Here is a 26,044-nt window from a genome sequence, read left to right on the forward strand (position 1 = left end):
CAGAGTCAGCCGCGGTGCTCGCGGGCTACAGCCGCGCGAAGCCGACCGGCAGCCCGGGCACCTCGACCCGCATCGACAACACGCAGCCGGCCCAGGGCTGCTGCGCCAGTTCGTCGGCCGGGCGCTTGTCGCGCGCAGTGGTGAGGTACAGCGTCTTCAGGTCGTCGCCGCCGAAGCAGGGCATCGTCGGGCAGCGCACCGGCAATGCCACTTCGGCCAGCGTCTGGCCGCCGGGCGACAGCCGCAGCAGGCGCTGGCCCTCGTACATCGCGACCCAGTACGCGCCCTCGCTGTCGACCGCCGCGCCGTCGGGGCGGCCACCATACCCTTCCAGCGGCGCGCCGTCGGCACGCGGTGCAAACGCGCGAAAGACGCGGCGTCCGCTGAGCGCACCCTCGTTGCCGTCGAAATCGAAGGCGTAGATGGTGTGGGCCTTGGTGTCCGACCAGAACAGCGTGCGGCCGTCCGGGCTGAAGCCGAGGCCATTGCTGGTGGTGATGCCTTCGGCCATGCGGTCGAGCCGACCCTGGGCGTACCGGTACAGCGCCGCGGCCGGCGCGCGCTGGTCGTCGATCGTGCCGACCCAGAAGCGGCCTTGCGGATCGGCCTTGCCGTCGTTGAAGCGCTGCTTCGCCGGATCGTACGGCGGCGGGGCGACCGCCTGCCGCGTGCCGGTGGCCGGGTCGAAGCGCCACAGCCCGTCGCGCATGGCGACCAGCAGGCCGCCGCCGAGCAGCGGTGCGCAGGAGCCCGGCTCCGATGCGAGCGGCCACTGGTCATGCTGCTGCGTTTGCGGATCGAAGCGGTTCAGCGCCCGGCCCGGGATGTCGATCCAGTACAGCCGCCGCTCCTGCGGATGCCAGAACGGCGATTCGCCGAGCTGCGACGGCGGCACCGGCAGCGGCTCGAACGCCTCCGTCATGCGGGCGCCACCTCGAGCTTCATCCAGGCCTCGGTCGATTCACCGGCGCCCAGGCTCAGCAGTCCATGCGCGGCCGGCTCGGCCATGTGGATCGCATTGGGCACATGGCTGACCGGCTCGACGCAGAAGTAGTTCGCCGGGTCCGGCGTGTAGACCATCAGGTAGGGCAGCGACGAGGTCAGCTTCAGCGACAGCTTCTCGTCGCGGATGCGCGCCGCACCGCGCCAGCCTTCGAAGCAGTGGTCGAAGCCGAGGTGCGCGACGTCGCCATCGATGCCGGCCTGCGCGACCTTGCGCGTCGGCAGCTGCGTCGGATCGGTCTCCCAGCGCTCGGCGCATTCGACGTGCATCCGGCTGCGCGGCCGCTTCGCGAAGTACGGGTGGAAGCCCAGGCCCACCGGCTGCGGCTCGGCCGCGGTGTTGGTGAAACGCAGGCGGTGCTCCAGCGCGGTGGGCGTCAGCACCAGCTGCTGCTCGAGCGTGAAATCGAACGGCCAGTATTCGTCCGCCTGGTGCACGTAGCGCAGCGCGGCGCTGTCGGCGCCCGATTCGAGCACCTGCCACGCGCGCATCCACGCGACGCCGTGCAGCGCATGCGGTGTCCCGGGCACGTTGGCGACGATGCGGTGGTCGCGGCCGTGCCAGCGGAACCGGCAGAAGCCGAGCCGGTTGCTGAACGGCGCCAGCGCGAAGCTGGCGCCGTCGCGCGCGGTGGCGATGGTCGCCGGATCGGGGCTGCGCAGCACCGGCACGTCGCCGCGCCAGAAGCCGGCGACGGCGCCGCCGATGGCCGGCAACAACGCGAGCCGCAGCTCGCCGGAGGTCAGTTCGAGCGCCGGAGCGGAAGAAGGCAGGGTCATCGAGTGGTGTCGGGAAGAGAGGGGGAAGGCGCGTGGATCACGCGCCCGGCTCCGGCTGCGTGCCGTCGTTCAGGGTGTGTACGCGGGCCGCGCCGTCCTGCGTGCGCAACGCGCGCAGTGTCGCAGCCGCACCTTGCATCAGCAGGTTGAGGTCCGAGGCGACGGCCAGGAAGTCGAAGGCCATCGCCCGATAACGGGTCGCCGCATCGGCGCTGAAGGCCAGCGTGCCGATCGGCACGCCGGCGGCCTTCGCGCGCCGCACCGCATCGGCCATCAGTGCCAGCACGTCGGCATGCAGCGTCTGCCCGGGCAGGCCGAGGCTGCCGGAGAGGTCGGCCGGGCCGACGAAGAGCGCGTCGACCCCCGGCACCGCGGCGATCGCCTCGATCTGCACGACGGCCTGCGCGCTCTCGATCTGCACGATCACGCCGATCTGGCGGTTCGCGGTCTGCAGGTAGTTCGGCGCGGTGCCGAAGCGCGACGCCCGGCTCATGCCGACCATGCCGCGCACGCCTTCCGGCGGGAAGCGCGTCGCCGCCACCGCCTGGCGCGCCTCGTCGGCGTTCTGCACGAAGGGAAACATCACCGTCGTCGCGCCGGCATCGAGCACGCGCTTGACCGTCACCGGCTCGTTCCAGGGCACGCGCACGACGGTGGCCATGCGGGTATTGCCCAGCGCCTGCAGCAGGTGGGTCACGCCCATCATCTCCAGCGGCGTGTGCTCCATGTCGACGACGCCCCAGTCGAAGCCGGCCAGGCCGATGGCCTCGGCGATGATGGGGCTCGCCGACATCACCCAGGCGCCCAGCGGCGGCTGGCCGCCGGCCGAGCGCATCAGCGCGCGAAAGGTATTCATCGCGTGGGTCCCCGAGGTTTCAGGCCAGGTCGGCCTTGAGGTAGTGGGCGCCCGGGATCGGGTTGAAGTAGTACGGCGGGATCTCGTCGAAGCCGAGCGAGCCGTAGAGCTCGCGTGCCGCCTCCATGTCGTCCATCGTATCGAGCAGCATCGTCGAATAGCCGGCCTCGATCGCCAGGTCCATCAGGGCCTGCGCCAGCCGGCGGCCGAGGCCGAAGCGGCGGAACGCGGGCCGCACGTACAGGCGCTTCATCTCGCAGGCGTTCGGGTAGTCGACCTCGGGCAGTGCGCGGAAGGCGCCGCAGCCGGCGAGCTCGTCGTCGACGAGGGCCAGCAGCAGGCCGCCGCGCGGCGCGGCGTAGTCGCCGGGCAGGCCGGCGAGCTCGCCTTCGAAATCCTGGAACTGCAGGTCGAAGCCGAGACCCTGCGCGTACTCGCGGAAGATCTCGCGCGCGGCATCCAGCATGGCCGGCGTGTCCGGCGTCTGCAGGCGTAGATCGGGCGACGGCATCGAGGCGAAGAATCCCTGGGCCGACGAGTCTACGCCCCGAGCCGCTCGATGTAGACGGACAGCGCCGCGCAGGCGGCGAACAGCACCAGCGCCAGCACCCGCTGGCGCACGCCATCGAGCGTCGGCGGCACCGTGGCCGGCAGCAGCTTGTCGCCGGCCCACATCGGCGCCACGAGGCCGGTGCCGCGCAGCCGGTAGAAGACGATGGCGCCGATGTGCAGCACCACCAGCACGATGATGGTCCACTGGCCCGGGCCCTTGTGCCAGCTGGTCAGTGCAATGCCCGTCGACTCCGAGACGAAACGGTTCAGCGGCCCGGTGGTGGCGATCTCGTCGTTCGCGAAGAGCCCGGTCGCCACCTGCACGACGAGGATGCCGAGCATCGCGAACACCGAGAACGCGCCCAGCGGGTTGTGGCCGACGTCGAAATGGTCGCCGGCGCGGTGCTCGCCGCGCAGGTAGCGCAGCGTCGTCGACGGCGCGTAGGCAAAGCGTGCGAAGCGCGACCAGTGCCCGCCGACCACGCCCCACAGCAGCCGGAATACCAGCAGCGCCAGCACCAGCAGCCCCAGGCGCATGTGCCAGACCAGCGCATTGCCGGCGATCTTGCTGGTGATCAGCAGCCCGACGATGGCCAGCGCGAGCGTCCAGTGGAACAGCCGCGTCGGCAGGTCCCAGACCCGCACCGGACGAAGTTCGGACGACGACGACGGTTCGTTCATGCCCTGCCCTGTGCCTGAGGCTGCGTGATGCCGATGGCCCGGCACGATAGCCGAAAGCCGACGCAGCGTTGACAGGGCCGACCCGTGGAATAGCCGAGGCGGTCGGCCCGTACACTGGTCCGAGCCGGGCACGGGGCCCGCGCTCGTCGTCATTCCTTCTGGAGGATCCGCATGAAACGTCCGCTCCTGGCCCTCGCCGTCGCCGCGGCCAGCCTGCCCGCCGCCGCGCAGTTCCAAAAGCCCGAGGACGCGATCAAGTACCGCCAGAGCGCCTTCACGGTGATGGCGAACCACTTCGGCCGCGTCGCCGCGATGGCCCAGGGCCGGGTGCCTTTCGACGCCAAGGTGGCCGCCGACAACACGGCCATCGTGGTGACGATGTCGAAGCTGCCGTACGCCGGCTTTGGCGACGGCACCGACAAGGGCCTGCCGAACCGTGCGAAACCGGAGATCTGGAAGGAGCAGGCCAAGTTCAACGACCTGGCCGGCAAGATGCAGGCCGAGGTCGCCAAGCTCGACGCGGCCGCCCGCAGCGGCAGCCTGGATGCGGTGAAGGCCGCGGTCGGCGCGGTGGGCGGCTCGTGCAAGGCCTGCCACGACGACTATCGGGCGGAGAAGTATTCGAACTGAGCGTTCGCGGCCCGCTCAGGCCGGCTCGGCGAAGCCGAGCACGACCCGGCGGGTCTTGGCTGATTTTTTCTCGATCTTCGTCACGATCACCGCGCCGATCTCCGCGGTGTTCGCGACGTGCGTGCCGCCGCAGGGCTGCAGGTCGACGCCGTCGATCTCCATCACCCGCACACGGCCCTGGCCGCGCGGCGGCTGCACGCTCATGCTGCGCACCAGCTGCGGATTGGCGTCGAGCTCGTCCTCGCTGATCCAGCGGTGGCTGACACCATGGGCGCCGGCGACATAACGCGCGATGCCCTCGGTGAGCTGCTGCTTGTCGAGCGCATCGGTCATGTGGAAGTCGAGCCGCGCGTAATCGGCGGTGATCGAGCAGCCGTCGACCGGGTGCGGCACCAGCGCGCACAGCAGGTGCGTCGCGGTGTGGAAGCGCATGTGGCGGTGCCGGCGCTGCCAGTCGATCTCCGCCTCGACCGCCTCGCCCACCGCCCAGCCGTCGAGCGACTGCTCGGGCGCCGGCACGTGCAGGATCTCGCCCGGCGCCGTGCCCTTGCGCGTATCGGCGATCGCCAGCGTGCGGCCGTCGGCGTGGCGCAGCAGGCCGCGGTCGCCCGCCTGGCCGCCACCCTGCGGATAGAACACCGTGCGGTCGAGCTGCACACCGCGCTCGTCGATGGCGACGATGCGGGCATCGCAGCGCACCAGGCGGGCGTCTTCGCGGAACAGTTCTTCAGTCATCGCGCCATTGCTCCAGGTCGATGCGGCCGCGCGGCGTGTCGAACTGCGCCGACAGGCCCGCGCGTGCGCCAAGCTCGACCCGCTTCAGGCGCAGCAGGTCGACGGCCGCGGCCGGCAGTCCGCCCAGGCGCACGCCGGCGAGGCGCAGCGCCGAATCCGGCATCGCCTCGGTCGCGTGCGCGCCCTGCCACTCGATCAAGGTCGGCAGCAGGCCGTCGCAGGCATTCACGCCGTCGTCGCGAACGACGATGCGCCAGCGCAGCAGGCCGGCCGGCGTCTCGCGTTCGGCGGCCAGCGGCCGGCCCGGGTCGATGCCGCGGTTGATCAGCCCCCAGCGCAGCATCTCGGCGTTGTTGGTGCGCGCAACCAGCTGCACCAGCCGCGGCGAATCCCGCAGCGCGGCCTGCAGCGCCGTCCGGTCGAGGCCGAACCAGCGCGGCCGGCCCGGCGGCGGCGCGTCGGGATCGATGGCGATCAGCTCGAAGTAGGCGCCGGGGAAGTCGCCGCCCAGCTTCAGCAGCCGGTTGTGCGTGCTCATCAGCGCATGGCGGCCGCCGGGGCCGGGCGTCACGCCCAGCACGTCCTCGCACCAGGCGACGCCCTGCGCCAGCGAGTCGCAGGCGACGACGAGGTGGTCGACCTCGGTCATGTGGCCCCCCAGGCCCTGCGGGCCGGCCCCCCAAGGGGGCGCGAGCGCCTCCGGAACGGCCGCGCGGCGCTCACAGGTCCACGTGGCCGGCGATCACCGGCGTCACGTCGCCACCGATCCAGATGTCGTCGCCGCGCTGCTCGACATGCACCCGCCCGGCGCGGCCGATCGCCGTGCCCTGCGCGGCGACGTAGCGCGGCGGCGCCAGGCCTTCGCCGATCAGCCACTGCGCAATGCCGGCATTCAGGCTGCCGGTGACCGGGTCCTCCGGCACGCCGAGCTCGGGCACGAAGGCGCGCACCTCGAACTGGCACTCGCTGCCGGCCGGGTGCGGGCCGACGACGCCGACGTCCAGGCCCTGCATCGCGACGAAGTCGGGGCGCAGCGCCAGCACGCTGGCCGCGTCCTTCAGCAGCACGGCGATCCACTGCGGGCCGTTGACCACCCATTCGACACGCAACAGCGCGTCGACCGGCAGCCGCAGCGAGCGCGCGATGCGCGCCGTCAGCTCGGCATCGCCCGGTCCGCTGCGCTTCAACGGCGGCGCGGCGAACGCGAGCCGCGCACCGTCCTGGCGGATGCGCACGAGGCCGGCGCCGCACTGCTGCACGACCTGGCCCTCGCCGCGCGGGCGGCCGCCGGCGGCCAGCCACGCGTGGCAGCTGCCGAGCGTCGGGTGGCCGGCGAACGGCAGCTCGCCGCCGGGCGTGAAGATGCGCAGGCGGTAGTCGGCCGCCTCGTCGGTCGGCGGCAGCAGGAAGGTTGTCTCGGACAGGTTGGTCCAGCGCGCGAAGTCCTGCATCTGCGCGTCGGTGAGGCCGGTCGGGTCGTGCACCACCGCGAGCGCGTTGCCGCGCATCGGCAGCGTGGTGAAGACGTCGACCTGCGAGAAGCGGAAACGGGGCATGCGGGCTCCGGTGAGTGAACGGGGGAAACGGCTCAGGCGCCGGCCAGCACGTCGGCGTAGACCTCGCGGTCGATGTTGCCGCCGCTCAGCACGATGGCCGTGCGGCGGCCGGCGAGCTGCGCGCGCTCGACCAGCGCCGCGGCCAGCGCGGCCGCTCCGGCGCCTTCGGCGACCTGGTGCGTGCATTCGTAGAGCCGGCGCATCGCCTCCGCCACCTGCGCATCGCTGACCAGCACGACCCGCGCGAGCCCCTTCTGCAGGATCGCCAGCGCCTCGGGCTCCGGCGTGCGGCAGGCCATGCCGTCGGCCAAGGTCGTCGTCACCGCATGCGACACCGGCTCGCCGCGCGCCAGCGACAGCGCATAGGCCGGTGCGCCGTCGGAGACCACGCCGACGATCTCGGTGGACAGGCCGAGCGCGTCGCGCGCGGCGATCAGGCCGCTGGCGCCGGAGCCGAGGCCGATCGGCACGTAGACCGTGTCCAGCGCCGGCGCGCCGCCGAAGAGCTCGAGCGCGTAGCTCGCGACGCCGGCGACGAGGTCGCGGTGGAACGACGGCACCATCAGCCAGCCGCGTTCGGCGGCCAGGCCCTGCGCATGTTCGCGCGCGGCCTGGAAGTCGTCGCCGTGCTCGATCAGCTCGACGCCGAGCGCACGCATCGCCGCGTTCTTCTCGCGGCTGTTGCCGCGCGGCACGACGATCAGCGCCGGGATACCGTGGCGGCGCGCCGCGAAGCCGATCGACTGGCCGTGGTTGCCACGCGTCGCGCTGACGACGCCCGCGGGCTTCGCACCTGACGCCAGCAGCCGCTCGAAGTACACCAGCCCGCCGCGGATCTTGAAGGCGCCGACCGGCGTGTGGTTCTCGTGCTTGACCCACAGCTCAGTGCCGTCGTCGGGGCGCGGCGCGATCAAGGCTTCCAGCAGCGGCCAGCGGTACTGCGGCGTCGGCGGCAGCACCGCGTGCACCAGGCGCGCGGCGGACTGCAGCTCGTCATGACTCAGGAAAGGCGCGTCCATCGTCGGTCCGGTTCGATCGGTTCAGGGCGTCACTTCGGCTTCGATTTCCAGGTGCTCGCGCAGCACGCGGCCGAGCACCGCGACGCCGTCGACGATGTCCTCGGGCGCCAGCGTCACGAAGGACAGGCGCAGCGTGCGCGGATCGGGGGCGTGCGCGTAGAACGCGGCGCCCGGCACGAAGGCGATGCCGGCCTCGACCGCCTTCGGCAGCAGCGCCATCGCATCGCAGCCTTCGGGCAGGCGCACCCAGAAGAACATGCCGCCCTTCGGCTCGTGCCACTCGCTGCCCTCGGGCAGGTGCTGGCGCAGGCCCGCGGCCATCGCGTCGCGCTGGCGCTTGTAGCGCGCGCGGATCGCCGGCACGTGCTGGTCGAGGAAGCCGTGGCGGATCACCTCGTAGACCACGCGCTGGTTGAAGCCTGGCGTGTGCAGGTCGGCGGCCTGCTTGGCCTGCAGCAGCTTCGGGTAGAGCTCGCTGGGCGCGACCACGTAGCCCAGGCGGAAGCCCGGCGCCAGCACCTTCGAGAAGGAGCCGAGGTAGATCGTGCCTTCGGGCCAGCGCGATGCGATCGGCGCCGGCGGCTCCTCGTCGAACCACAGGTCGCCGTAGGGGTTGTCTTCCACCAGCGGCACGCCGGCGCCCTGCGCGGCGGCCACCAGCGCGTTGCGGCGCGCTTCCGGCATCACGCGGCCGGTGGGGTTCTGGAAGTTCGGCAGCAGGTACGCGAAGCGCGTGCCCGGCGCATCGTGCTTCAGCGCCGCCAAGGCCTCGGGCAGCGGGCCGTCGTTGTCGCTGGCCAGGCTCGTGTAGATCGGCTCGTAGGGGTTGAAGGCCTGCAGCGCGCCGAGGTAGGTCGGCGTCTCGACCGCCACCGGCGCGCCGGCGTCGATCATGATCTTGCCGACGAGGTCCAGGCCCTGCTGCGAGCCGGTCGTGATCAGCACCTGGTCCGCGCCGACCTTGTGGCCCATCGCCGTCAGCTTGGCCGCCACCCACTCGCGCAGCGGGCCGAAGCCTTCGCTGGCGGCGTACTGCAGCGCCTCGCGCGCCGAGTTGCGCAGCACGATGTCGCAGGCCTCGCGCATCGCCTCGGCCGGGAAGGTGTCGGCCGACGGCAGGCCGCCGGCCATCGACAGGATGCCGGGTTTCTCGGTGACCTTCAGGATCTCGCGGATGATCGACGGGTTCATGCGCGCGCTGCGGCGGGCCTGGGTCCACAAACTCATGGGGTGTCTCCGTTGGAAAGGGGGGATGCGGCGCGCTGATAGACCTGGGGGTCGCTGCGTTCCATGTAGATCTCGGGGGCGGCCAGCGGCACCCAGCCGTGGCGAGCGTACAGCGGCGCGGCGGTGCGCGTGGCGAGCACGCGGCGGCGCAGGCCCTGCAGGTCCGGGTGGGCGTCGACGGCGCGCACCAGCGCCGCACCGATGCCGCGGCCGCGCGCGGCGGGCAGCACGAACACGTCGGCCAGCCAGGCGAAGGTGGCGCGGTCGCTGACCACGCGGGCATATCCGAGCTGCGCGCCGGTTGCGTCGTCGAAGGCGCCGAAGTTCAGCGAATGCGCGATCGCGCGCTCGACCGTCGCGCGCGGGATGCCGCGCGCCCAGTGCGAGTCCTCGCTGAGGAAGCGATGGATCAGCGCGATGTCGAGCCGCGCCGGATCGTCGGAGATCGTGAAGCCGGGGTTCATCTGGCCACCCCCTGCACCGGCAGCCGCTTCGAGACAAACACGGTGGCCATCACCGCCAGCGAGAACAGCACCGTCGCCGCGTCCAGCGATTCGCCCAGCAGCGGCACCGCGAACCACATCGACAGGAAGGGCTGCAGCAGCTGCACCTGGCTGACGCGCAAGGTGCCGCCGAGCGCCAGCCCGCGGTACCAGGCGAAGAAGCCGAGCCACATCGAGAACAGAGAGACGTAGAGGAAGCCGCCCCAGGCGCTGGCGCGCACCGGCGCGGTGGGCCAGGCCATCAGCGTGATGGGCAGGGTCAGCGGCAGGCTCAGCACCAGCACCCAGCAGATCACCTGCTCCGGGCTCAGCGGCGTGCCCAGCGCCGACGACGCCGTCGACGACAGCCGCGCGCCCTGCACGTAACCGTAGGACGCACAGACCACCGCGGCCAGCAGCAGCCCGTCCGCCGGCTGCAGCGCCGCGCCGCCCTTCCACCAGGCGAAGCCCAGCACCAGCACGGCACCCAGCAGCGCACAGATCCAGAAGGCGCGGCTCGGCCGCTGGTGCAGCAGCAGCGCGCCGATGGCGGCGGTGGCGATCGGCAGCACGCCGGTGACCACCGACGCATGCACCGCGTCGACATGCAGCACCGCGAAGCCGAGGAACAACGGCCAGCCGAAGACGACGCCAGCGGCGGTGAGCGCCAGCAGGCGCCATTGCGCGGCGCTGGGCCGCGGCGCGCCGGTCAGCAGCAGCCAGCCGGCGGCCAGCAGCCCGGCCAGCGCGGCGCGCCCGATCGCGACGAACAGCGCCGGCAGCTGCGGATCGGCCGCGCTGCCCGAGGCCAGCCGCGTCATCGGGATCGACAGCGCGAAGATGCCGACGCCCAGAGCGCCGAGCAGCCAGCCGCGCGTCGCCGGCGACAGGCCGGAGGCGGTCTTCAACGTGGTGGAACTCGACATCGGCGCAGTCTAGGCCCGCGACCAGCACAGCATCAGTACACTTGCCGATACAGCCACTTCATCTGTACTGCCGGCGCCGGCGGTACATCCGTCCGGATTCACCCGATGAACGCGCACGACCTGCCCGCCCGCGCCCTCGAACAACGCGGGATCGACCGTTCACTGAAACGCGACAGCGCCGCGACGCTGGGCGAACAGCTCGCCGCGCGCTTCGCCGACCGCATCCAGCAGCGCGGGCTGCAGCCGGGGGCGCGGCTGCCGTCGGTGCGCGAGTGCGCGCGGCTGCACGGCGTCAGCCCGAGCACCGTCGTGGCCGCCTACGACCAGCTGCAGGCGCAGGGCCTGGTGGAGGCGCAGCGTCAGCGCGGCTTCTTCGTGCGCGAGCTGCCGGTGGCCCGCAGCGCGACGCCGGCGCGGGCGCCGACCGCCGCGCTGTCGGTGAACGCGCTGCCGGCACCGGTCGACGCGACCGCGCTGATCCGCGGCATGTTCCAGGGCCGGCAAGGCCACGTGGGTCCCGGCCTCGGCACGCTGCCCGAACCGTGGCTCGACAAGGCGCTGATCGAGCGCGCGCTGCGCCGCACCCTGCCACATGCCGCTGACGCGCTGCGTTATGGCGACCCGGCCGGCGACCCGTCGCTGCGCCAGGCGCTGTCGCGCCGGCTCGACGGCGAGCTCGGCATCGCCGCCGATACCGGCCAGATCGTCACCACGCTCGGCGCGACGCATGCGCTGGACATCGTCGCGCGCACCCTGCTGCAGCCGGGCGATGCGGTGCTGGTCGACGAGCCCGGCTGGGCGGTGGAGTTCGCGCGGCTGACGCGGCTGGGCATGCGCCTGCTACCGGTGCCGCGCGGGCCCAACGGGCCGGACCTCGCGGTGATGCAGGCCCTGGTCACCGAACATCGACCGCGGCTGTATGCGACGGTGTCGGTCCTGCACAACCCGACCGGGCAATCGCTGTCGCTCGCCACCGCGCACCAGGTGCTGAAGCTCGCCGACGCGCACGACCTGCTGATCGTCGAGGACGACACCTATGCCTGGCTCGCGCCACCGCATGCGCCGCGGCTGGCGGCGCTGGACGGCCTGCAGCGCACGATCTACGTCTCGGGCTTCTCGAAGATCCTGGCGCCCAACTGGCGCGTGGGCTACGTCGCCGCCGCGCCGGCCCTGGCCGAGCGCTTCATCGACACCAAGCTGCTGATGACCTTGACCTCGCCGGCGCTGCTGGAACGCGCGGTCGCCTGGTGCCTGGACCAGGGCCTGCTGCGCCGCCATGCCGAACGCGTCGTGCAGCGCCTGGACGGCGCGCGACAACGCGTGCTGCGGCTGGCGACCGAAGCCGGCTGCACCTTCGTGACGCCGCCGCAGGGCCTCTTCGGCTGGCTCGACACAGGCGTCGACACCGACCAGCTCGCGATCCGCCTCGCCGAGCAGGGCTGGCTGGTGGCCCCGGGCAGCCTGTTCCACGCGCGGCGCGCGCCCAGCACGCTGATGCGCGTGAACTTCGCCAGCTCGCAGGAAGCGGCCTTCTGGCACAGCTTCGTGGCCGCACGACGCGCGCTGCTGCAAGGGTCCACCACTCGATCGCGGGGTAGCGCCGAAACGTAACGTCACCACTTGTGTCAAGCCTCGGGCGTAGCATCCCCCTAATGTTTCGCTCGACCCTACCGCAGGGCGCCCCCGACCTGATGCGCGTCAGCGAGTTTCGTCGCTACCTCGACGATCTCGACCGGCTGCATGGCACCGATGCCGCGAATTCGCGGCTGACGTCGCTCAGCCCGTCGCTGATGCAAGACTTGCAACGCTTTGAGCAGCGCGGCCAGCACACCGAGCTGCTCGAGGTGCTGGCCGCGGGCGTGCGCCACGCGCAGCCGCTGGCCGTGCATCTGCAGTGGGAGCAGCAGGTGCTGACGCTGACGATCTTCCCGGCGCAGAAGCTCGCGCACTGCGCGGTGCCGATGCAGCAGGTGCTGGCCGGCCGGCTCGACGAGCTGCAGGTGCTGCAGGTCGAACGCGCGACGCTGCGCGCACCCGGCGACTCCGAACGAGCGCTCGTCGGCGACCCCAAGCGCTACCACCCGCTCGCACCGCTGCTGTGGAGCCTGGCGATGCGCGGTGCGCGCGAGGCGCTGCTGCCCGAGATCGCCGGCCAGGCTGCCTACCGCGTGGCGCCCGGCGTCAGCTTCGACGGGCTGGACCTGCCGGCCGCCGCGGCCCGCTGCATCAGCCGCCTGCGGCGCCAGACCTGCAACCTGCGCGAGATCTGCGAATGGCCCGGCATGGACCGCGGCCGCGCGCAGCGCCTGCTCAACGGCATCTACCTGCAGGCCGGCCTGATCGTCAGCCGCACGCATCCGGCGGCCACCAACGAAGGCTGGTCTGGATATCGCTGACGTCCTGCGGGACGTGCGGCCGGGCTAGCGTATGAAGCGGCCGCCCGGCCCGACGATCAGCAGGTCGACGAAGCTCGAGCCGTGGTGGTTCTGCGGTCCGAAGTTCAGCGTGTAGCCGCCGAGGTCGAGCTTGCCGAGGCCTTCGATGGTCTGCACCAGGCTTTGCGAGGTGACGCCCTTGCCGGCGCGCTTCAGCAGTTCCAGCAGCACGCGCAGGTTCATGTAGCCGAAGAAGTGGTCGAAGTCGACCGGCAGCCTGGCACGCTCCATCGCCGCGGCGTAGTCGCGCGTCAGCGTGCTGGTCGCGCGCATCGCGTAGGGCAGCGTCTGGGTGAAGGCGAGGCCACGTGCTTCGTCGCCCAGCGCGTCGAGCAGCGGCTTCGAGCTGGCGATCGACAGCGCGTACACCGGCACGCCGATCTGCGCCCGCGCCGCCTTCACGAAGGGCACCAGCGCCGGGCCGAAGGCGATGAACAGCACCGCCTGCGGCTGCGCGGCGGCCAGCGCCAGCGCGACGGCGGCGGAGTCGTTGCCGGGGATGTCGAGCGCAGCCTTGGCCACCAGCGTCGAGCCGAGCTCCTTGCAGACCTCCTCGACCACCGGCAGCATCAGCTGGCCGAAGGGGCTGGCGTGGTAGGCCACGCCGATCTTCGTGCGCCCGACGGTGGCGAGGTTGCGCACCATCTGCACCACCTCGTCGCGGTAGCTGGCCATCGCGGTGAAGAAGTACGGGTGCTGCTTCGCGCGCAGCGCCGGCGCGCCGGTGTAGACGCCGACCAGCGGCACCTTCTTCTCGGCCAGCAGCGGCAGCACCGCGCCGACGTTGGCCGTGCTCGCGAGGCCGTACAGCACGACGGCCTTCTCGCGGTCGATCAGCTGGGTGACGTTCTCGACGCAGCGCTTCGGGTCGTAGGCATCGTCCAGCGTCACCAGCCTGGCCTTGCGGCCGCCGACGCCGCCGCGGCGGTTGAACTCCTCCAGCGCCAGCTCCTGGCCGCGCACCACGGCCTTGAAGGTGCCGGCGAGCGGGCCGCTCAAGTGAGCGCTCTGGCCGATGACGATGTCGCCGCCGGCGGCGCTGCCGGCAGCGGGCGTCGATTGCGCGAAGGCCAGCGGACTGGCGGCGGCGCCGGCCAGGGCGGCCAGGCAGGTGCGGCGGGGCAGCAGGTTCGTCATCGCGGGGACTCCCTCGTTGGGTCGGTGGTGGTGCGTGCGGCGCGCCAAGGTAGGGCCGCACGGCACGCCGCCGTTGTCACCTCCGCTACAACCTGCGGTTAACCCACCCCTTCATCGTTGCGGCGCCGCCAAATATTCCCAGCGCTCGAGCGCCGCCATCAGCTCGTCCTCGATGGCTTCATAGCGCGCCTGCAGCTCGGCGACACGCTGCGGCTCCTGCTGGTACAGCTCGGTGCCGGCCAGGCGCGCGCCGATCGCCTGCTGCTCGGCTTCGAGCGCCTCGATGCGCGCGGGCAGCTCGTCGAGCTCGCGCTGTTCCTTGTAGCTCAGCTTGGTCTTCGGCTTCGCCGCGGTGTCGCGCGCCGCGGCGGCGGGCGCCGGCGTGGCGGACGGGGCTGGCGTGGTGGGCGCCTTCGGTGCCGCGGCCGCAGCGGCGGCCGCGGCCCGCCCGCGCGCCGCGCGCCAGTCGTCGATGCCGCCTTCGTACTCCTTCCACAGCCCCGGCTTCAGGTCGCCTTCCCAGGCGATCAGGCTGGTCACCACGTTGTCGAGGAAACGCCGGTCGTGGCTGACGAGGAACACCGTGCCGGGATAGGACTGCAGCAGCTCTTCCAGCAGCTCCAGCGTGTCGATGTCGAGGTCGTTGGTCGGTTCGTCGAGCACGAGCACATTGGCCGGCAGCGCGAACAGCCGCGCCAGCAGCAGCCGGTTGCGCTCGCCGCCCGAGAGCGTGCGCACCGGCGAGTTCGCGCGCTCGGGTGCGAAGAGGAAGTCGCCGAGGTAGCTCATCACGTGCTTGCGCACGGCCTTCGAGCCCTCGCCGATCTCGATCCAGTCGCTGCCCGGGCTGATGGTGTGCGCGAGCGTTGCGTCGAGGTCCAGCCCGGCGCGCATCTGGTCGAAGTAGGCCACCTGCAGCTGCGTGCCGCGGCGCACCGTGCCCGACGTGGGCGCCTGCTCGCCGAGGATCAGGCGCAGCAGGCTCGTCTTGCCGGCGCCGTTCGGGCCGATCAGGCCGATCTTGTCGCCGCGCAGCACGGTGGCCGAGAAGCGGTCAACGATCAGCTTGTCGCCCGCGCCGCCCTCGGCGCTCGCCGGGTATCGCAGCGTCACGTCCTGCAGCTCCGCGACGATCTTGCCGCTGGGCAAGCCGGTCGCCAGCTCGAGCCGCACCTGGCCGAGCTGCTCGCGCCGCGCACTGCGCTGCTCGCGCAGGGCCTTCAGCCGCGCGACGCGGCCGACGCTGCGCGTGCGCCGCGCCTCGACGCCCTTGCGCACCCACACCTCCTCCTGCGCCAGCAGCTTGTCGGCGCGCGCATTGGCCAGCGCTTCGGCCGACAGCTCGTCCTCCTTCACCGTTTCATAACGGCTGAAGTTGCCGGGGTAGCTGCGCAGCTGGCCGCGGTCGAGCTCGACGATGCGGGTGGCGACGGCATCGATGAACGCGCGGTCGTGCGACACGACGACCAGCGCGCCGCCCCAGTCGGTCAGCAAGGCCTGCAGCCAGTCGATTGCGTCGAGGTCGAGGTGGTTGGTCGGCTCGTCGAGCAGCAGCACGTCGGGCCGCGTGACCAGCGCCTGCGCCAGCGCGACACGCTTCTTCGTGCCGCCGGACAGCGCATCGATGGCCGCATCGCGGTCGAGGTGCAGGCGCTGCAGCGCCTCGTCGACCCGCTGCTCCCAGGTCCAGCCGTCGAGCGCCTCGATGCGCGTCTGCAGCGCGTCGAGGTCGTCGCCACGCGGGCCGTCAGGCTCGCCATGAAGGCTCGCATGTTGTTCGAAGCGCGCGCGCAGCGCCTTCACTTCGGCGAGGCCCTCGCTGACCGCCTCGAAGACCGTCGCGCCGGACGCGAACAGCGGCTCCTGCGGCACGTAGGTCCGGCGCAGCCCCTGCTGCAGCTGCAGCGTGCCGTCGTCGAGCCGGTCGATGCCGGCCAGCACCTTCAGCAGCGAGGACTTGCCGGTGCCGTTGCGTCCGATCAGCGCGATGCGTTCGCCGGCTTCGAGCGTGAAGTCGGCATGGTCCAGCAGGGGCCAGTGGCCGTAGGCGAGCTGGGCGTTGGTGACGGTGATCAGGGCCATGCCCTGCATTGTCCGCTGCGGCCGCTGTTCGACGCCGACGGGCGGGCGCTGGCGGCGGCGTGAGCGCGCTGCCCTTTCAGGGCGTGACGATTTCCAGTCCCCGGAAGTGGGCGTCGAAGCGACGCCTGTCACGCGTCAGCAGCGGCACCCGGCGAACGGCCGCGTGGGCACCGATGAGGAAATCCGGCAGCACCATCGGGCGCGTGCCTCCGCGGCGGCGGTAGAGACGATGCGCCTGCGCAGCGAGGAACAAGGCCTCGCGCGGCAGATCCTCCCACTGCAGGCCGAAGTCCTGCAGCGCCGCACTTGCCGCTTCGAAGGTGTCGAAGTCGCTGCACCATTCGGCGAAGACGATCGGGTTGGTCAGCAGCGGGCCTCGCAAACTCCAGCGGGCGAGCTGATCGACGGACCAGTCGCGCCAGGCAGGATCGTCCGCGGTGACATCGACCAGGACGCAGGTGTCGACGAGGATCATGCGCGACGCCGCGTCGCGACCGGCTCGAGCCCCGGATCGGCGGCATCGTCGTCATAACCGCGCAGCAGTCGCATCAAGGCATCCGTGCCGGCTTCGCCGCTGCGTCCGCCGCAGCCACGCAGCTTGCCGAACTTCGCGCGCGCGGCGGCCAATGCGCGAGGCGAATCGGCCACCGGTGCCGCCGGTTCGACACGCACGCTGCCATCGGCCACGATGCGAAATTCCACGGCATCCCCGGGGGCGACGCGAAGATGATCGCGAATCGCCTTCGGCAGCGTGACCTGGGCTTTCGAGGTGAGCGTATTCGGCATGATCGCGGGCAGGTATGACTTGATCGAGAATGTAATACCGCCGCGAGTCGGGATCAATCGCCCAGCCGCTGCGCGTGGTGGCGCAGGTGGTCGTCGATCACGCTGGCGATGAAGTAGTAGCCGTGGTCGTAGCCGGCATGGCGGCGCAGCTGCAGCGGCTGGCCGGCCGCGGCGCAGGCGGCCTCGAAAGCTTCGGGGTGCAGCTGGGTCGCCAGGAACTGGTCGGCGAGGCCCTGGTCGATCAGCAGGCCGCCGGGGTACGGTGCGCTGGGTTGTGAACGCATCAGTTCCGACGCATCGTGCGCCGTCCAGGCCGCGCGGTCGTCGCCGAGATAACCCGTGAAAGCCTTGACACCCCACGGGCACGACATCGGCGCGCAGATCGGCGCCAGCGCCGACAGGCTGCGAAAGCGCCCCGGGTGGCGCAGCGCCAGGGTCAGCGCGCCATGGCCGCCCATCGAATGGCCGACGAGGCCGATGCGCTCGCGATCGACCGGGGCTTCGGCCGCCACCAGCGGCAGCAGCTCGGCCATCAGCCAGCTCTCCATGCGCCAGTGGCGCGACCACGGCGCCTGCGTGGCATCGAGGTAGAAGCCGGCGCCGATGCCGAAGTCCCAGGCCGCGTCCTCACCGGGCACGCCGGCGCCGCGTGGGCTGGTGTCCGGCGTCAGCAGCGCAAGACCGAGTTCGACCGCCAGGCGCTGCGCGCCGGCCTTGATCGCGAAGGTTTCTTCGGTGCAGGTCAGGCCGGCGAGGTAGACCAGCAGCGGCACGCGTCGGGCCTCGGCCTGCGGCGGCAGGTACAGCCCGAAGCGCATCGGCAGCCCGATCTCGCGCGAGGCATGGCGGTGGAAGGCCTGCGTGCCGCCGAACGCACGGTGCGCCGACAGCGTCTCGACGCCGTTCATGCGCCGCCGCTCAGAACTCGACCACCGAGCGGATCGACTCGCCGCGCTTCATCAGCTCGAAGCCTTCGTTGATGCGCTCCAGCGGCAGCTTGTGCGTGATCAGCTCGTCGATCTTCAGCTTGCCGTCCATGTACCAGTCGACGATCTTCGGCACGTCGGTGCGGCCGCGCGCGCCGCCGAAGGCCGAGCCTTCCCACTTGCGGCCGGTGACCAGCTGGAACGGCCGCGTGCTGATCTCCGCGCCGGCCTCGGCCACGCCGATGATGATGCTGCGGCCCCAGCCCTTGTGCGTGCACTCCAGCGCCTGGCGCATCACCTGGGTGTTGCCGATGCATTCGAAGCTGTAGTCGGCGCCGCCGTCGGTGAGCTGCACGATCGCGTCGACGACGTTCGGCACGTCTTTCGGATTGATGAAGTGCGTCATGCCGAAGCGGCGCGCCATCAACTCGCGGGCCGGGTTGATGTCGATGCCGATGATCTTGTCGGCACCGACCATCTTGGCGCCCTGGATCACGTTCAGGCCGATGCCGCCCAAGCCGAAGACGACGACGTTGGCACCCGCCTCGACCTTCGCGGTGAACAGCACCGCGCCGACGCCGGTCGTCACGCCGCAGCCGATGTAGCAGACCTTGTCGAAGGGCGCGTCGGGGCGGATCTTCGCCAGCGCGATGCCGGGCACGACGATGTGGTTCGAGAATGTCGAGGTCCCCATGTAGTGCAGCAGGGGTTTCCCGTCCAGCGAGAAGCGACTGCTGCCGTCCGGCATCAGCCCCTTGCCCTGTGTGGCGCGGATCGCCTGGCAGAGGTTGGTCTTGCGCGACAGGCAGAACTTGCACTGCCGGCATTCGGGCGTGTACAGCGGGATCACGTGGTCGCCGGGTTTCAGCCACGGCACGCCCGCGCCGACCTCCAGCACCACGCCCGCGCCCTCGTGGCCGAGGATCGCCGGGAACAGGCCTTCCGGATCGGCGCCCGACAGCGTGTACCAGTCGGTGTGGCAGATGCCGGTGGCCTTGACCTCGACCAGCACCTCGCCGTCGCGCGGGCCGGCCAGGTCGACGTCCTCGATGATCAGCGGGGCGCCTGCCTTCCAGGCAACCGCGGCCTTGGTCTTCATGCGTCTTCTCCTTCGCGGACCGCCGCCTCCAGCGCGTCGACGAACATCTTCGGCACGTCGAAGCCGGTCTGCTGCGTGATTTCCTGGAAGCAGGTCGGGCTGGTGACGTTGATCTCGGTCAGGCAGTCGCCGATGATGTCCAGGCCGACCAGCAGCAGCCCGCGCGCGGCGAGCACCGGGCCCAGCGCCTCGGCGATCTTCCTATCCTGCGAGGTGAGCGGCTGCGCGACGCCCTTGCCGCCGGCCGCCAGGTTGCCGCGGATCTCGCTGCCCTGCGGGATGCGCGCCAGCGAATACGGCACCGGCTCGCCGGCGATGACCAGCACGCGCTTGTCGCCGTGCACGATCTCCGGCAGGTACTTCTGCACCATCAGGGTCTGCGCGCCGTCGCGGTTCAGCGTCTCGACGATCGAGCCCAGGTTCAGCCCGTCGGGGCCGACGCGGAAGATGCCCATGCCGCCCATGCCGTCGAGCGGCTTCAGGATGATGTCGCGGTGCTCGGCATGGAAGGCGCGCACCGCGGAGGCCGAGCGCGTGACCAGCGTCGGCGCGATGTGCTCCGGGAACTCCAGGATCGCCAGCTTCTCGGGATGGTCGCGCAGGGCCGCCGGCTTGTTGAACACCTTCGCGCCCTCGCGCTCGGCCTGGCCGAGCAGGTGCGTCGCGTAGAAGTACTCGCTGTCGAACGGCGGGTCTTTGCGCATGATCACCGCATCGGTGTCGGCCAGCGCCAGCTCGCCCTGGCTCAGCACGGTGAACCAGGCCTTCTGGTCGCCGGTCAGCGCGATCGCGCGCGCCGCGCGCGCGACGACCCGCGCGCCCTTCACCCACACCAGGTCGGCCGGCTCGCAGGCCCACAGCTGGTGGCCGCGCCGCGCGGCCTCGCGCATCATCGCGAAGGTGGTGTCCTTGGTGGTCTTGAAGACCTCCAGCGGGTCGGCAACGAAGAGCAGTTTCATGGGCGGCCCGGGGCTCAGCGAACGGGGCGCCAGTGTTGCACGGCCAACGCGACGCTGCCCGCGACCACGCCCCAAAAGGCCGAGCCGATGCCGGCCATTGACACCCCGGACAGCGTGACGAGGAAAGTGATGGCAGCGGCGTCGCGGTGCGTCTCGTCCTTCAGCGCGGTGGCCAGGCCACCGGCGATGGTCCCGATCAGCGCCAGCCCGGCCACGGCGGCGACCAGCTCGCGCGGGAACGCCGCCAGCAGCCCGGCCACCGCGCCGCCCGCCAGGCCCAGCAGCACGTAGAACACGCCGGCGGCGATCGCGGCCCAGTAGCGCTTCGCCGGGTCCTCGTGCGCCTCGCGGCTCATGCAGATCGCCGCGGTGATCGCCGCGAGGTTGATGCCGAAGGCGCCGAAGGGCGCGAACACCAGGGTCGCGACGCCGGTCGCGGTGATCACCGGCGACACCGGAACCCGGTAGCCCGCCGCCCGCTGCGCGGCGACGCCGGGCAGGTTCTGCGAGGCCATCGTGACGATGAACAGCGGCAGCGCGACGCCGACCAGCGCGGCGATGCTGAAGGCCGGCATCACCGCCTCCGGCCGCGTCCAGCCCCAGTCCACCGCCTGCAATGCAGGCAGGCCGAGGCGGCCCTGCAGCGCGGCGATCAGCACGCCGCCGAGCAGCGTGCCCGGCACCGCGTAGCGCGGCCACCCTCTTCGCCCGGCCAGGAAAACCAGCGCCATGCCGATGACCATGCCCGGCGCGCTGCGCACCGCGCCGACCGCGTCGAGCCCGAAGCGCGCCAGCACGCCGGCCAGCAGCGCCGCGGCGATGGCCATCGGCACCTTGTCCATCACCCGCTCGAACAGCCGCGTGAGGCCCGCGGTGATGATCAGCAGCGCGCAGATCACGAAGGCGCCGATGGCCTCGGCCATCGGGATGCCCTGCGTCGCTGCGAGCAGCGCGGCGCCGGGCGTGCTCCACGCGGTGAGCACCGGCTGCTTCGTCCGCCATGACAGCGCGATGCTCGACAGCCCCATCGCCAGCCCGAGCGCCCACATCCACGACGCGGTCTGCGCCGGCGTGGCGCCGAGGGCCTGCGTCGCCTGGAAGACGATGGCCACCGCGCTGGTGTAGCCGACGAGCACCGCGACGAAGCCGGCGACCACGGCGGTCAGAGACAGGTCGGCCAGGACATTCTTCATGGCGCGGCAGCATATCGGCCCCCGCGATGCCGGGCTGCCGGGCGGCGCGCATTCAAGCCACCGCGACCCGGCGCCGATAAACAGCCATCTCCCCCGCTGTCCACCAGAACATCGACCATGTGCCGCCTGCTCGCCTACCTGGGTGACCCCCTGTACCTCGACGAGCTGGTGTGCTCGGCGCAGCACTCGCTGGTCGCGCAGTCGCGCCTGGCGACGCAGGCCAAGACGGCGACCAACGGCGACGGCGTCGGCATCGGCTGGTACGGCGACCGTGACGAACCCGGCGTCTACCGCGAGGCGATGCCGGCCTGGGGCGACGAGAACCTGCAGTCGCTGTGCCGCACGCTGCGCTCGCGCCTGTTCTTCGCCCACGTGCGCGCCGCCACCGGCACGTCGACGTCGCGCGAGAACTGCCACCCGTTCCGCCAGGGCCGCTGGCTCTTCATGCACAACGGCCAGATCGGCGGCTACGCCCGCGTGCGCCGCGCGCTGGAGGCGCGGCTGCCGGACCACCTGTTCGCCGCGCGCCGCGGCGCCACCGATTCCGAGCTGCTGTTCCTGCTGACGCTGGCGCGCATCGAGGCCGGCGAAACCGCCGAGCAGGCGATGCCGACGGTGCTGGACGACACGCTGGCGCTGATGCGCGCCGCCGGCGTCGACGAGCCGCTGCGCTTCGCCGCCGCGCTGGCCGATGGCGACCAGATCCATGCCTTCCGTTTCGCCAGCGACGGCAAGCCGCCGACGCTGTACGTCAACGAAGGCGAGCGCGGCAGCATCATCGCGTCCGAGCCGGTGAACACGCACACCGGCCAGTGGCACCCGGTGCCGCCGAACAGCTGGGTGCGGCTGTCGCGCCTGGGGGCCACCGTCAGCGCGTGAGCGTTATCGGCCGCCCGCGCCCGGAATGAAGTGCACTAGTTCACTGCCCGGCTGTCCACTTCCACGCACCCCGGCACCGGCCGCCCTGCCTAGCATGCCCCTCATCACAAGAGGGCTGGTTGGGACATGGTGGCAGGACGATCGGCCGCGCTCGGCGCGTGGCTGGGATGGGCGCGCGAGGCGCCCGAGAACGGCGCCCATGCGCTCGAAGCGCGTCCGGTCGCCGCGAGCGACGAGGCCTTCCTGCGCGCGCTCTATGCCGACACCCGCGAACCGGCGATGCGCGCCACCGGCTGGCCGGCCTCGCGCTGCCGCAACTTCCTCGACCAGCAGTTCGACGAGCTGCAGCGCCAGCACAGGCGGCGTCATGCCGACGCACTGTGCCTGCTGCTGCTGGTGCAGGGCTCGCCGATCGGCCGGCTGAGCTGGCAGGCCGCGCCGCGGCAGGCGACGCTGATCGAGCTGTCGCTCGTGCGCCCCTGGCGCGGCTGCGGCGTCGGCAGCCAGGTGATGCGCGGGCTGACCGCCGACGCCGACCGCCGGGGCCAGGCCATCGACCTGCACGTCGAGCCCGACAGCCCCGCCTGCAGCTGGGTGCAGCGCTTCGGCTTCGAGGCCGCGCTGCCGCAGCCGTCGCTGCACCTGCACCTGCGGCGGCCGCCGATGGCCGCGTCATTGAACGCCTAGCCGGCGCTAGATCTCGACCTTCGCGCCGAGCTCGACGATGCGGTTGGACGGCAGGTTCAGGAAATCCGCCGCCGCCGCCGCGTTGCGGTGCATGCTGGCGAAGAGCTTCTCGCGCCACATCGCCATGCCGCGCCCGAAGGTCGGTATCACGATGTCGCGGCTCAGGAAATAGCTGGTGTCCATCTCCGGCAGCGGGATGCCGCGGTCGGCCAGCAGCTGCAGCGCCTCGGGCACGTCGGGATCGTTCTTGAACCCGAAGTGCAGCACCACCATCCAGCAGTCGTGGCCGAGCGACTCCATCTGGATGCGCTTGTCGAAGCCGATCCACGGCACCTCGTGGTGCTTCACCGAGACGAACAGGTTGTGCTCGTGCAGCACCTTGTTGTGCTTCAGGTTGTGCATCAGCGCGTTCGGCGTCAGGCCGGGCTCGGCCGACAGGAACACCGCGGTGCCCGCGACGCGCGTCGGCGGGCTGATGAACACCGCGTCGAGGAAACCCTGCAGCTCGATCGAGTCGTCGTGCAGGCGCTCGGCGAGCTGCTTGCGGCCCTGCGCCCAGGTGGCCATCAGCGTGAACATGCCGATGCCGATCAGGATCGGGAACCAGCCGCCGGTGAACAGCTTCAGCATGTTCGACGCGAAGAAGGCGACGTCGATGACGAAGAAGAAACCGGTGGCCGCCAGGCACAGCGCGAGCGGGTACTTCCAGCCGTAGCGGATGACGAAGAAGGTCATCACCGTGGTGATCGTCATGTCCAGCGTCACCGCGATGCCGTAGGCGGTGGCCAGGTTCGACGAGGTGCGGAACAACACCACCGCCAGCACGATGAAGACGAACAGGCCCCAGTTCACGAAGGGCACGTAGATCTGGCCGGTATCGCGCACGGAGGTGTGCAGGATGCGCATGCGCGGCAGGATGCCGAGCTGGATGGCCTGCTTGGTCACCGAGAAGGCCGCGGTGATCAGCGCCTGCGAGGCGATCACCGTCGCCGCGGTGGCCAGGAACACCAGCGGCAGCTGGGCCCACCCCGGCGCCATCAGGTAGAACGGGTTCGTGATCGCCTCGGGCCGCTGCAGCAGCATTGCGCCCTGGCCGAAGTAGTTGACCACCAGCGCCGGCATCACGATCGCGTACCACGCGATGCGGATCGGCTTGCGGCCGAAGTGGCCCATGTCGGCGTAGAGCGCTTCGCCGCCGGTCACGCACAGCACGACCGCGCCGAGGCCGATGAAGGCCACCAGCGGGTGGTGCACGAAGAAGCCGATCGCGTAGCCGGGGTTCAGCGCCACCAGCACGCCGGGGTTGGCCAGGATGTGCGGCAGGCCGAGCAAGGTCAGCGCGACGAACCACACCAGCGTGATCGGCCCGAAGGCGCGGCCGATGCCGCCGGTGCCGAAGCGCTGCACCGCGAACAGCGCGGTCAGCACGACCAGCGTCAGCGGGATCACGACGTCGTGCAGCTGCGGCGCCGCGACGCCCAGGCCCTCGACCGCCGACAGCACCGAGATCGCCGGCGTGATGACGCCGTCGCCGTAGAAGATCGCGGTGCCGAACAGGCCCACCGTCATCAGCGTGCGGCGCAACGCCGGCTTCTCCCGCACCGCGGTGGTGGCCAGCGCCAGCATCGCGATCAGCCCGCCTTCGCCGTTGTTGTCGGCACGCAGGATCAGCAGCACGTACTTGATCGAGACGATGATGGTCATCGTCCAGAAGATCAGCGACAGCACGCCGAGGATGTTGTCCGGGGTCGTCTCGACGTGCCCGCCGTGGAAGACCTCCTTCAATGCATACAGCGGGCTGGTGCCGATGTCGCCATAGACGACGCCGAGGGCGCCGAGAGTGAGCGCGGCCACCTGGGCCGGGCTCTTGGGGGCATTCGCCGTACTCACTGCGGAGGATCGCCGGCCGTCATCGAGCGGTCAGCGGGAGCCGAAAGGACCGCGATCCTACGCCTGTTGCACCGCAGCATGCCAGCGCCCGAACTGGCGGGGGCCGGTGCGCGTGGCCGCGGCGCGACGCCGCCGCCGCCGGCCCGCGCTACTCGTAGACCTCGGCTTCGGGGTCGGTCGCCTCGAGCTCGTAGCTCGCCGCCAGCATCGCCAGCCGGCCGATGACGCCGTACATGTAGAACCGGTTCGGCGCGCTGGCGCCCGGGCGCTCGCCGGGCCGCGGCAGGTGATGCCCTTCGGCAAAGGCCAGCGGCACGAAGCTGGCCCCCGGCGCGTTGAGGTTCTCGTCGACGCCGCGCTCGGCATGCACCCGGTAGAACCCGCCGACGACGTAGCGGTCGATCATGTAGACCACCGGCTCGGCCACCGCGTCGTTGATGCGCTCGTAGGTCGGCACGCCTTCCTGGATGATCACGTCGCTCAGCACCGGGCCGCCGGCGGCCGCCTTCTGGCGCACGCGCTGGCACACCGCGTCGAGCTCCTTCGCGTCGCGCACGGTGCAGATGCCCAGCTCGCTCGGCCCGTTGTCGGCCTTGATGACGACGAAGGGCTTCTCGTTGATGCCGTATTCCTTGTACTTGCGGCGCACCTTGCCGAGCAGCGCGTCGGCATGGGTCTTCATGCAGTCGAGCCCCGCGTCGTCGACGACGTCGACCTCGCCGCAGTGGGCGAACATCGGGTGGATCAGCCAGGGGTCCATGCCCAGCAGCTTGGCGTACTTCTTGGCCACGTCCTCGTAGCTCTGGAAGTGGCGGCTCTTGCGGCGGTGGCCCCAGCCGGCATGCAGCGGCGGCAGCAGGTACTGCTCGTGCAGGCCTTCCAGCACCTTGGGCGTGCCCTCGGAGAGGTCGTTGTTCAGCAGGATGGTGCAGGGGTCGAAGTTCTTCAGCCCCAGGCGGCGCTGCGAACGCTCCAGCGGCTCGACGACCAGCTCGCTGCCGTCGGGCAGGCGCAGCGTCTTCGGCGTCTTCAGCTCCGGGTCCAGCGAGCCCAGGCGCACGTTCAGGCCGGCCTGCGTGAATACGCGCACCAGGCGCTGCAGGTTGGTCAGGTAGAAGGTGCTGCGGGTGTTGTTCTCGGGCACCAGCAGCAGGTTCTTCGCCTCGGGGCAGATCTTCTCGATCGCCGCCATCGCCGCCTGCACCGCCAGCGGCAGCATCTCCGGCGTCAGGCTGCCGAAGCCGCCCGGGTAGAGGTTGGTATCCACCGGCGCCAGCTTGAAGCCGGCGTTGCGCAGGTCGACCGCGCTGTAGAACGGCGGCGTGTGCTCCATCCATTCCAGGCGGAACCAGCGCTCGATCGCCGGCATCGAGTCGAGGATGCGGGCTTCCAGCTCGTTGATCGGGCCGGTGAGCGCGGTGATGAGGTGGGGGACCATGGGGCAGGCCTGCGGCGGGCGTAACGGTGAAGATTGTAGGAAGGTGGCGCCGCCGGAGGAAAAGGCAAGAACAGAGGCTGGGTCGAA

General features: G+C 71.3%; 27 protein-coding genes. 5 read left to right on the forward strand and 22 right to left on the reverse strand.

All coding sequences use genetic code 11. The annotated features are described in order from the left end of the window. Window positions 1-25 precede the first annotated feature (25 nt). Genes P1K89_RS09195 through P1K89_RS09215 form a run of 5 tightly spaced genes read right to left on the reverse strand, consistent with a single transcriptional unit; the run spans window position 26 to window position 3,871 of the window. The gene (locus P1K89_RS09195) at window positions 26-922 is read right to left on the reverse strand and encodes an SMP-30/gluconolactonase/LRE family protein (RefSeq protein ID WP_284616070.1); all 897 of its coding nucleotides are present in this window, start codon (window positions 920-922) and stop codon (window positions 26-28) included. Then, window positions 919-1,782 carry an aldose 1-epimerase gene (locus tag P1K89_RS09200; protein WP_284616071.1) on the reverse strand — a complete coding sequence of 288 codons (864 nt, stop codon included), beginning with the start codon at window positions 1,780-1,782 and terminating at the stop codon, window positions 919-921. The genes P1K89_RS09195 and P1K89_RS09200 overlap by 4 nt, the downstream gene beginning before the upstream one ends. Window positions 1,783-1,819: 37 nt before the next feature. Continuing rightward, window positions 1,820-2,638 (reverse strand): HpcH/HpaI aldolase family protein, encoded by an 819-nt coding sequence (locus P1K89_RS09205; protein ID WP_284616072.1) that lies wholly within the window; start codon window positions 2,636-2,638, stop codon window positions 1,820-1,822. 19 nt (window positions 2,639-2,657) lie between these two features. Further along, window positions 2,658-3,149, reverse strand: coding sequence for a GNAT family N-acetyltransferase (locus tag P1K89_RS09210; RefSeq protein ID WP_284616073.1), 492 nt, complete (start codon window positions 3,147-3,149; stop codon window positions 2,658-2,660). Between the two features lie 29 nt (window positions 3,150-3,178). Beyond that, window positions 3,179-3,871: a cytochrome b/b6 domain-containing protein gene (locus P1K89_RS09215; RefSeq protein ID WP_284616074.1), complete on the reverse strand. Its 693-nt coding sequence runs from the start codon at window positions 3,869-3,871 to the stop codon at window positions 3,179-3,181. Window positions 3,872-4,042: 171 nt separating this feature from the next. Here P1K89_RS09215 and P1K89_RS09220 point away from each other — a divergent pair, with 171 nt between their 5' ends. Beyond that, window positions 4,043-4,501, forward strand: coding sequence for a c-type cytochrome (locus P1K89_RS09220; protein WP_284616075.1), 459 nt, complete (start codon window positions 4,043-4,045; stop codon window positions 4,499-4,501). A gap of 15 nt (window positions 4,502-4,516) precedes the next feature. Here P1K89_RS09220 and P1K89_RS09225 read toward each other — a convergent pair whose 3' ends face one another. The 7 genes from P1K89_RS09225 to P1K89_RS09255 form a co-directional block, all read right to left on the reverse strand. Beyond that, window positions 4,517-5,236, reverse strand: a complete 720-nt coding sequence (locus P1K89_RS09225; protein WP_284616076.1) for an alanyl-tRNA editing protein — start codon at window positions 5,234-5,236, stop codon at window positions 4,517-4,519. Beyond that, complete coding sequence (locus P1K89_RS09230) at window positions 5,229-5,885, reverse strand: VOC family protein (protein ID WP_284616077.1); 657 nt, start codon at window positions 5,883-5,885, stop codon at window positions 5,229-5,231. Before P1K89_RS09230 ends, P1K89_RS09225 begins: the two co-directional genes overlap by 8 nt. A gap of 70 nt (window positions 5,886-5,955) precedes the next feature. After that, window positions 5,956-6,792, reverse strand: a complete 837-nt coding sequence (locus tag P1K89_RS09235; RefSeq protein ID WP_284616079.1) for a PhzF family protein — start codon at window positions 6,790-6,792, stop codon at window positions 5,956-5,958. A 32-nt stretch (window positions 6,793-6,824) separates the two neighbouring features. Next, on the reverse strand, window positions 6,825-7,811 hold the full coding sequence (locus tag P1K89_RS09240) for a threonine dehydratase (protein ID WP_284616080.1): 987 nt from the start codon (window positions 7,809-7,811) through the stop codon (window positions 6,825-6,827). A 21-nt stretch (window positions 7,812-7,832) separates the two neighbouring features. Further along, window positions 7,833-9,038: an aminotransferase-like domain-containing protein gene (locus P1K89_RS09245; RefSeq protein WP_284616081.1), complete on the reverse strand. Its 1,206-nt coding sequence runs from the start codon at window positions 9,036-9,038 to the stop codon at window positions 7,833-7,835. Next, the gene (locus P1K89_RS09250) at window positions 9,035-9,502 is read right to left on the reverse strand and encodes a GNAT family N-acetyltransferase (RefSeq protein ID WP_284616082.1); all 468 of its coding nucleotides are present in this window, start codon (window positions 9,500-9,502) and stop codon (window positions 9,035-9,037) included. The genes P1K89_RS09245 and P1K89_RS09250 overlap by 4 nt, the downstream gene beginning before the upstream one ends. Continuing rightward, window positions 9,499-10,446 (reverse strand): DMT family transporter, encoded by a 948-nt coding sequence (locus P1K89_RS09255; RefSeq protein ID WP_284616083.1) that lies wholly within the window; start codon window positions 10,444-10,446, stop codon window positions 9,499-9,501. Before P1K89_RS09255 ends, P1K89_RS09250 begins: the two co-directional genes overlap by 4 nt. 105 nt (window positions 10,447-10,551) lie before the next feature. Here P1K89_RS09255 and P1K89_RS09260 point away from each other — a divergent pair, with 105 nt between their 5' ends. Continuing rightward, window positions 10,552-12,057, forward strand: coding sequence for an aminotransferase-like domain-containing protein (locus tag P1K89_RS09260; RefSeq protein ID WP_284616084.1), 1,506 nt, complete (start codon window positions 10,552-10,554; stop codon window positions 12,055-12,057). Window positions 12,058-12,098: 41 nt separating this feature from the next. Beyond that, window positions 12,099-12,842: a hypothetical protein gene (locus P1K89_RS09265; protein WP_284616085.1), complete on the forward strand. Its 744-nt coding sequence runs from the start codon at window positions 12,099-12,101 to the stop codon at window positions 12,840-12,842. 24 nt (window positions 12,843-12,866) lie between these two features. Here the strand turns inward: P1K89_RS09265 and P1K89_RS09270 are convergent, their stop codons facing one another. The 8 genes from P1K89_RS09270 to P1K89_RS09305 form a co-directional block, all read right to left on the reverse strand. After that, window positions 12,867-14,018: an ABC transporter substrate-binding protein gene (locus tag P1K89_RS09270; RefSeq protein ID WP_284616086.1), complete on the reverse strand. Its 1,152-nt coding sequence runs from the start codon at window positions 14,016-14,018 to the stop codon at window positions 12,867-12,869. A gap of 111 nt (window positions 14,019-14,129) precedes the next feature. Then, window positions 14,130-16,100 (reverse strand): ATP-binding cassette domain-containing protein, encoded by a 1,971-nt coding sequence (locus P1K89_RS09275; RefSeq protein WP_284616087.1) that lies wholly within the window; start codon window positions 16,098-16,100, stop codon window positions 14,130-14,132. A gap of 76 nt (window positions 16,101-16,176) precedes the next feature. Beyond that, window positions 16,177-16,575: a type II toxin-antitoxin system VapC family toxin gene (locus tag P1K89_RS09280; RefSeq protein ID WP_284616088.1), complete on the reverse strand. Its 399-nt coding sequence runs from the start codon at window positions 16,573-16,575 to the stop codon at window positions 16,177-16,179. Beyond that, window positions 16,572-16,943 carry an AbrB/MazE/SpoVT family DNA-binding domain-containing protein gene (locus tag P1K89_RS09285; RefSeq protein WP_284616089.1) on the reverse strand — a complete coding sequence of 124 codons (372 nt, stop codon included), beginning with the start codon at window positions 16,941-16,943 and terminating at the stop codon, window positions 16,572-16,574. The genes P1K89_RS09280 and P1K89_RS09285 overlap by 4 nt, the downstream gene beginning before the upstream one ends. Then, a complete protein-coding gene (gene fghA, locus P1K89_RS09290) occupies window positions 16,940-17,794 on the reverse strand; it encodes an S-formylglutathione hydrolase (RefSeq protein WP_284616090.1) in 855 nt (284 codons plus the stop codon). Before fghA ends, P1K89_RS09285 begins: the two co-directional genes overlap by 4 nt. Before the next feature lie 10 nt (window positions 17,795-17,804). Beyond that, complete coding sequence (locus P1K89_RS09295) at window positions 17,805-18,911, reverse strand: S-(hydroxymethyl)glutathione dehydrogenase/class III alcohol dehydrogenase (RefSeq protein WP_284616091.1); 1,107 nt, start codon at window positions 18,909-18,911, stop codon at window positions 17,805-17,807. Next, window positions 18,908-19,870, reverse strand: coding sequence for a glutathione synthase (gshB, locus tag P1K89_RS09300; RefSeq protein WP_284616092.1), 963 nt, complete (start codon window positions 19,868-19,870; stop codon window positions 18,908-18,910). Before gshB ends, P1K89_RS09295 begins: the two co-directional genes overlap by 4 nt. 14 nt (window positions 19,871-19,884) lie before the next feature. Further along, entirely contained in the window at window positions 19,885-21,063 is a 1,179-nt protein-coding gene (locus tag P1K89_RS09305; protein ID WP_284616093.1) for a benzoate/H(+) symporter BenE family transporter, read from the reverse strand. A 117-nt stretch (window positions 21,064-21,180) separates the two neighbouring features. Here P1K89_RS09305 and P1K89_RS09310 point away from each other — a divergent pair, with 117 nt between their 5' ends. Together P1K89_RS09310 and P1K89_RS09315 are read left to right on the forward strand one after the other, a co-directional pair. Continuing rightward, entirely contained in the window at window positions 21,181-21,942 is a 762-nt protein-coding gene (locus tag P1K89_RS09310; protein WP_284616094.1) for a class II glutamine amidotransferase, read from the forward strand. A gap of 126 nt (window positions 21,943-22,068) precedes the next feature. Then, window positions 22,069-22,629, forward strand: coding sequence for a GNAT family N-acetyltransferase (locus tag P1K89_RS09315; protein ID WP_284616095.1), 561 nt, complete (start codon window positions 22,069-22,071; stop codon window positions 22,627-22,629). A gap of 6 nt (window positions 22,630-22,635) precedes the next feature. Here the strand turns inward: P1K89_RS09315 and P1K89_RS09320 are convergent, their stop codons facing one another. Both P1K89_RS09320 and gshA read right to left on the reverse strand, forming a co-directional pair. Then, window positions 22,636-24,519 (reverse strand): potassium transporter Kup, encoded by a 1,884-nt coding sequence (locus P1K89_RS09320; protein WP_284616096.1) that lies wholly within the window; start codon window positions 24,517-24,519, stop codon window positions 22,636-22,638. Between the two features lie 148 nt (window positions 24,520-24,667). Further along, complete coding sequence (gshA, locus tag P1K89_RS09325; protein ID WP_284616097.1) at window positions 24,668-25,957, reverse strand: glutamate--cysteine ligase; 1,290 nt, start codon at window positions 25,955-25,957, stop codon at window positions 24,668-24,670. Between the last annotated feature and the right edge of the window lie 87 nt (window positions 25,958-26,044).

Source organism: Aquabacterium humicola (genome assembly GCF_030167915.1).
GTDB classification, from domain to species: domain Bacteria; phylum Pseudomonadota; class Gammaproteobacteria; order Burkholderiales; family Burkholderiaceae_C; genus Pseudaquabacterium; species Pseudaquabacterium humicola.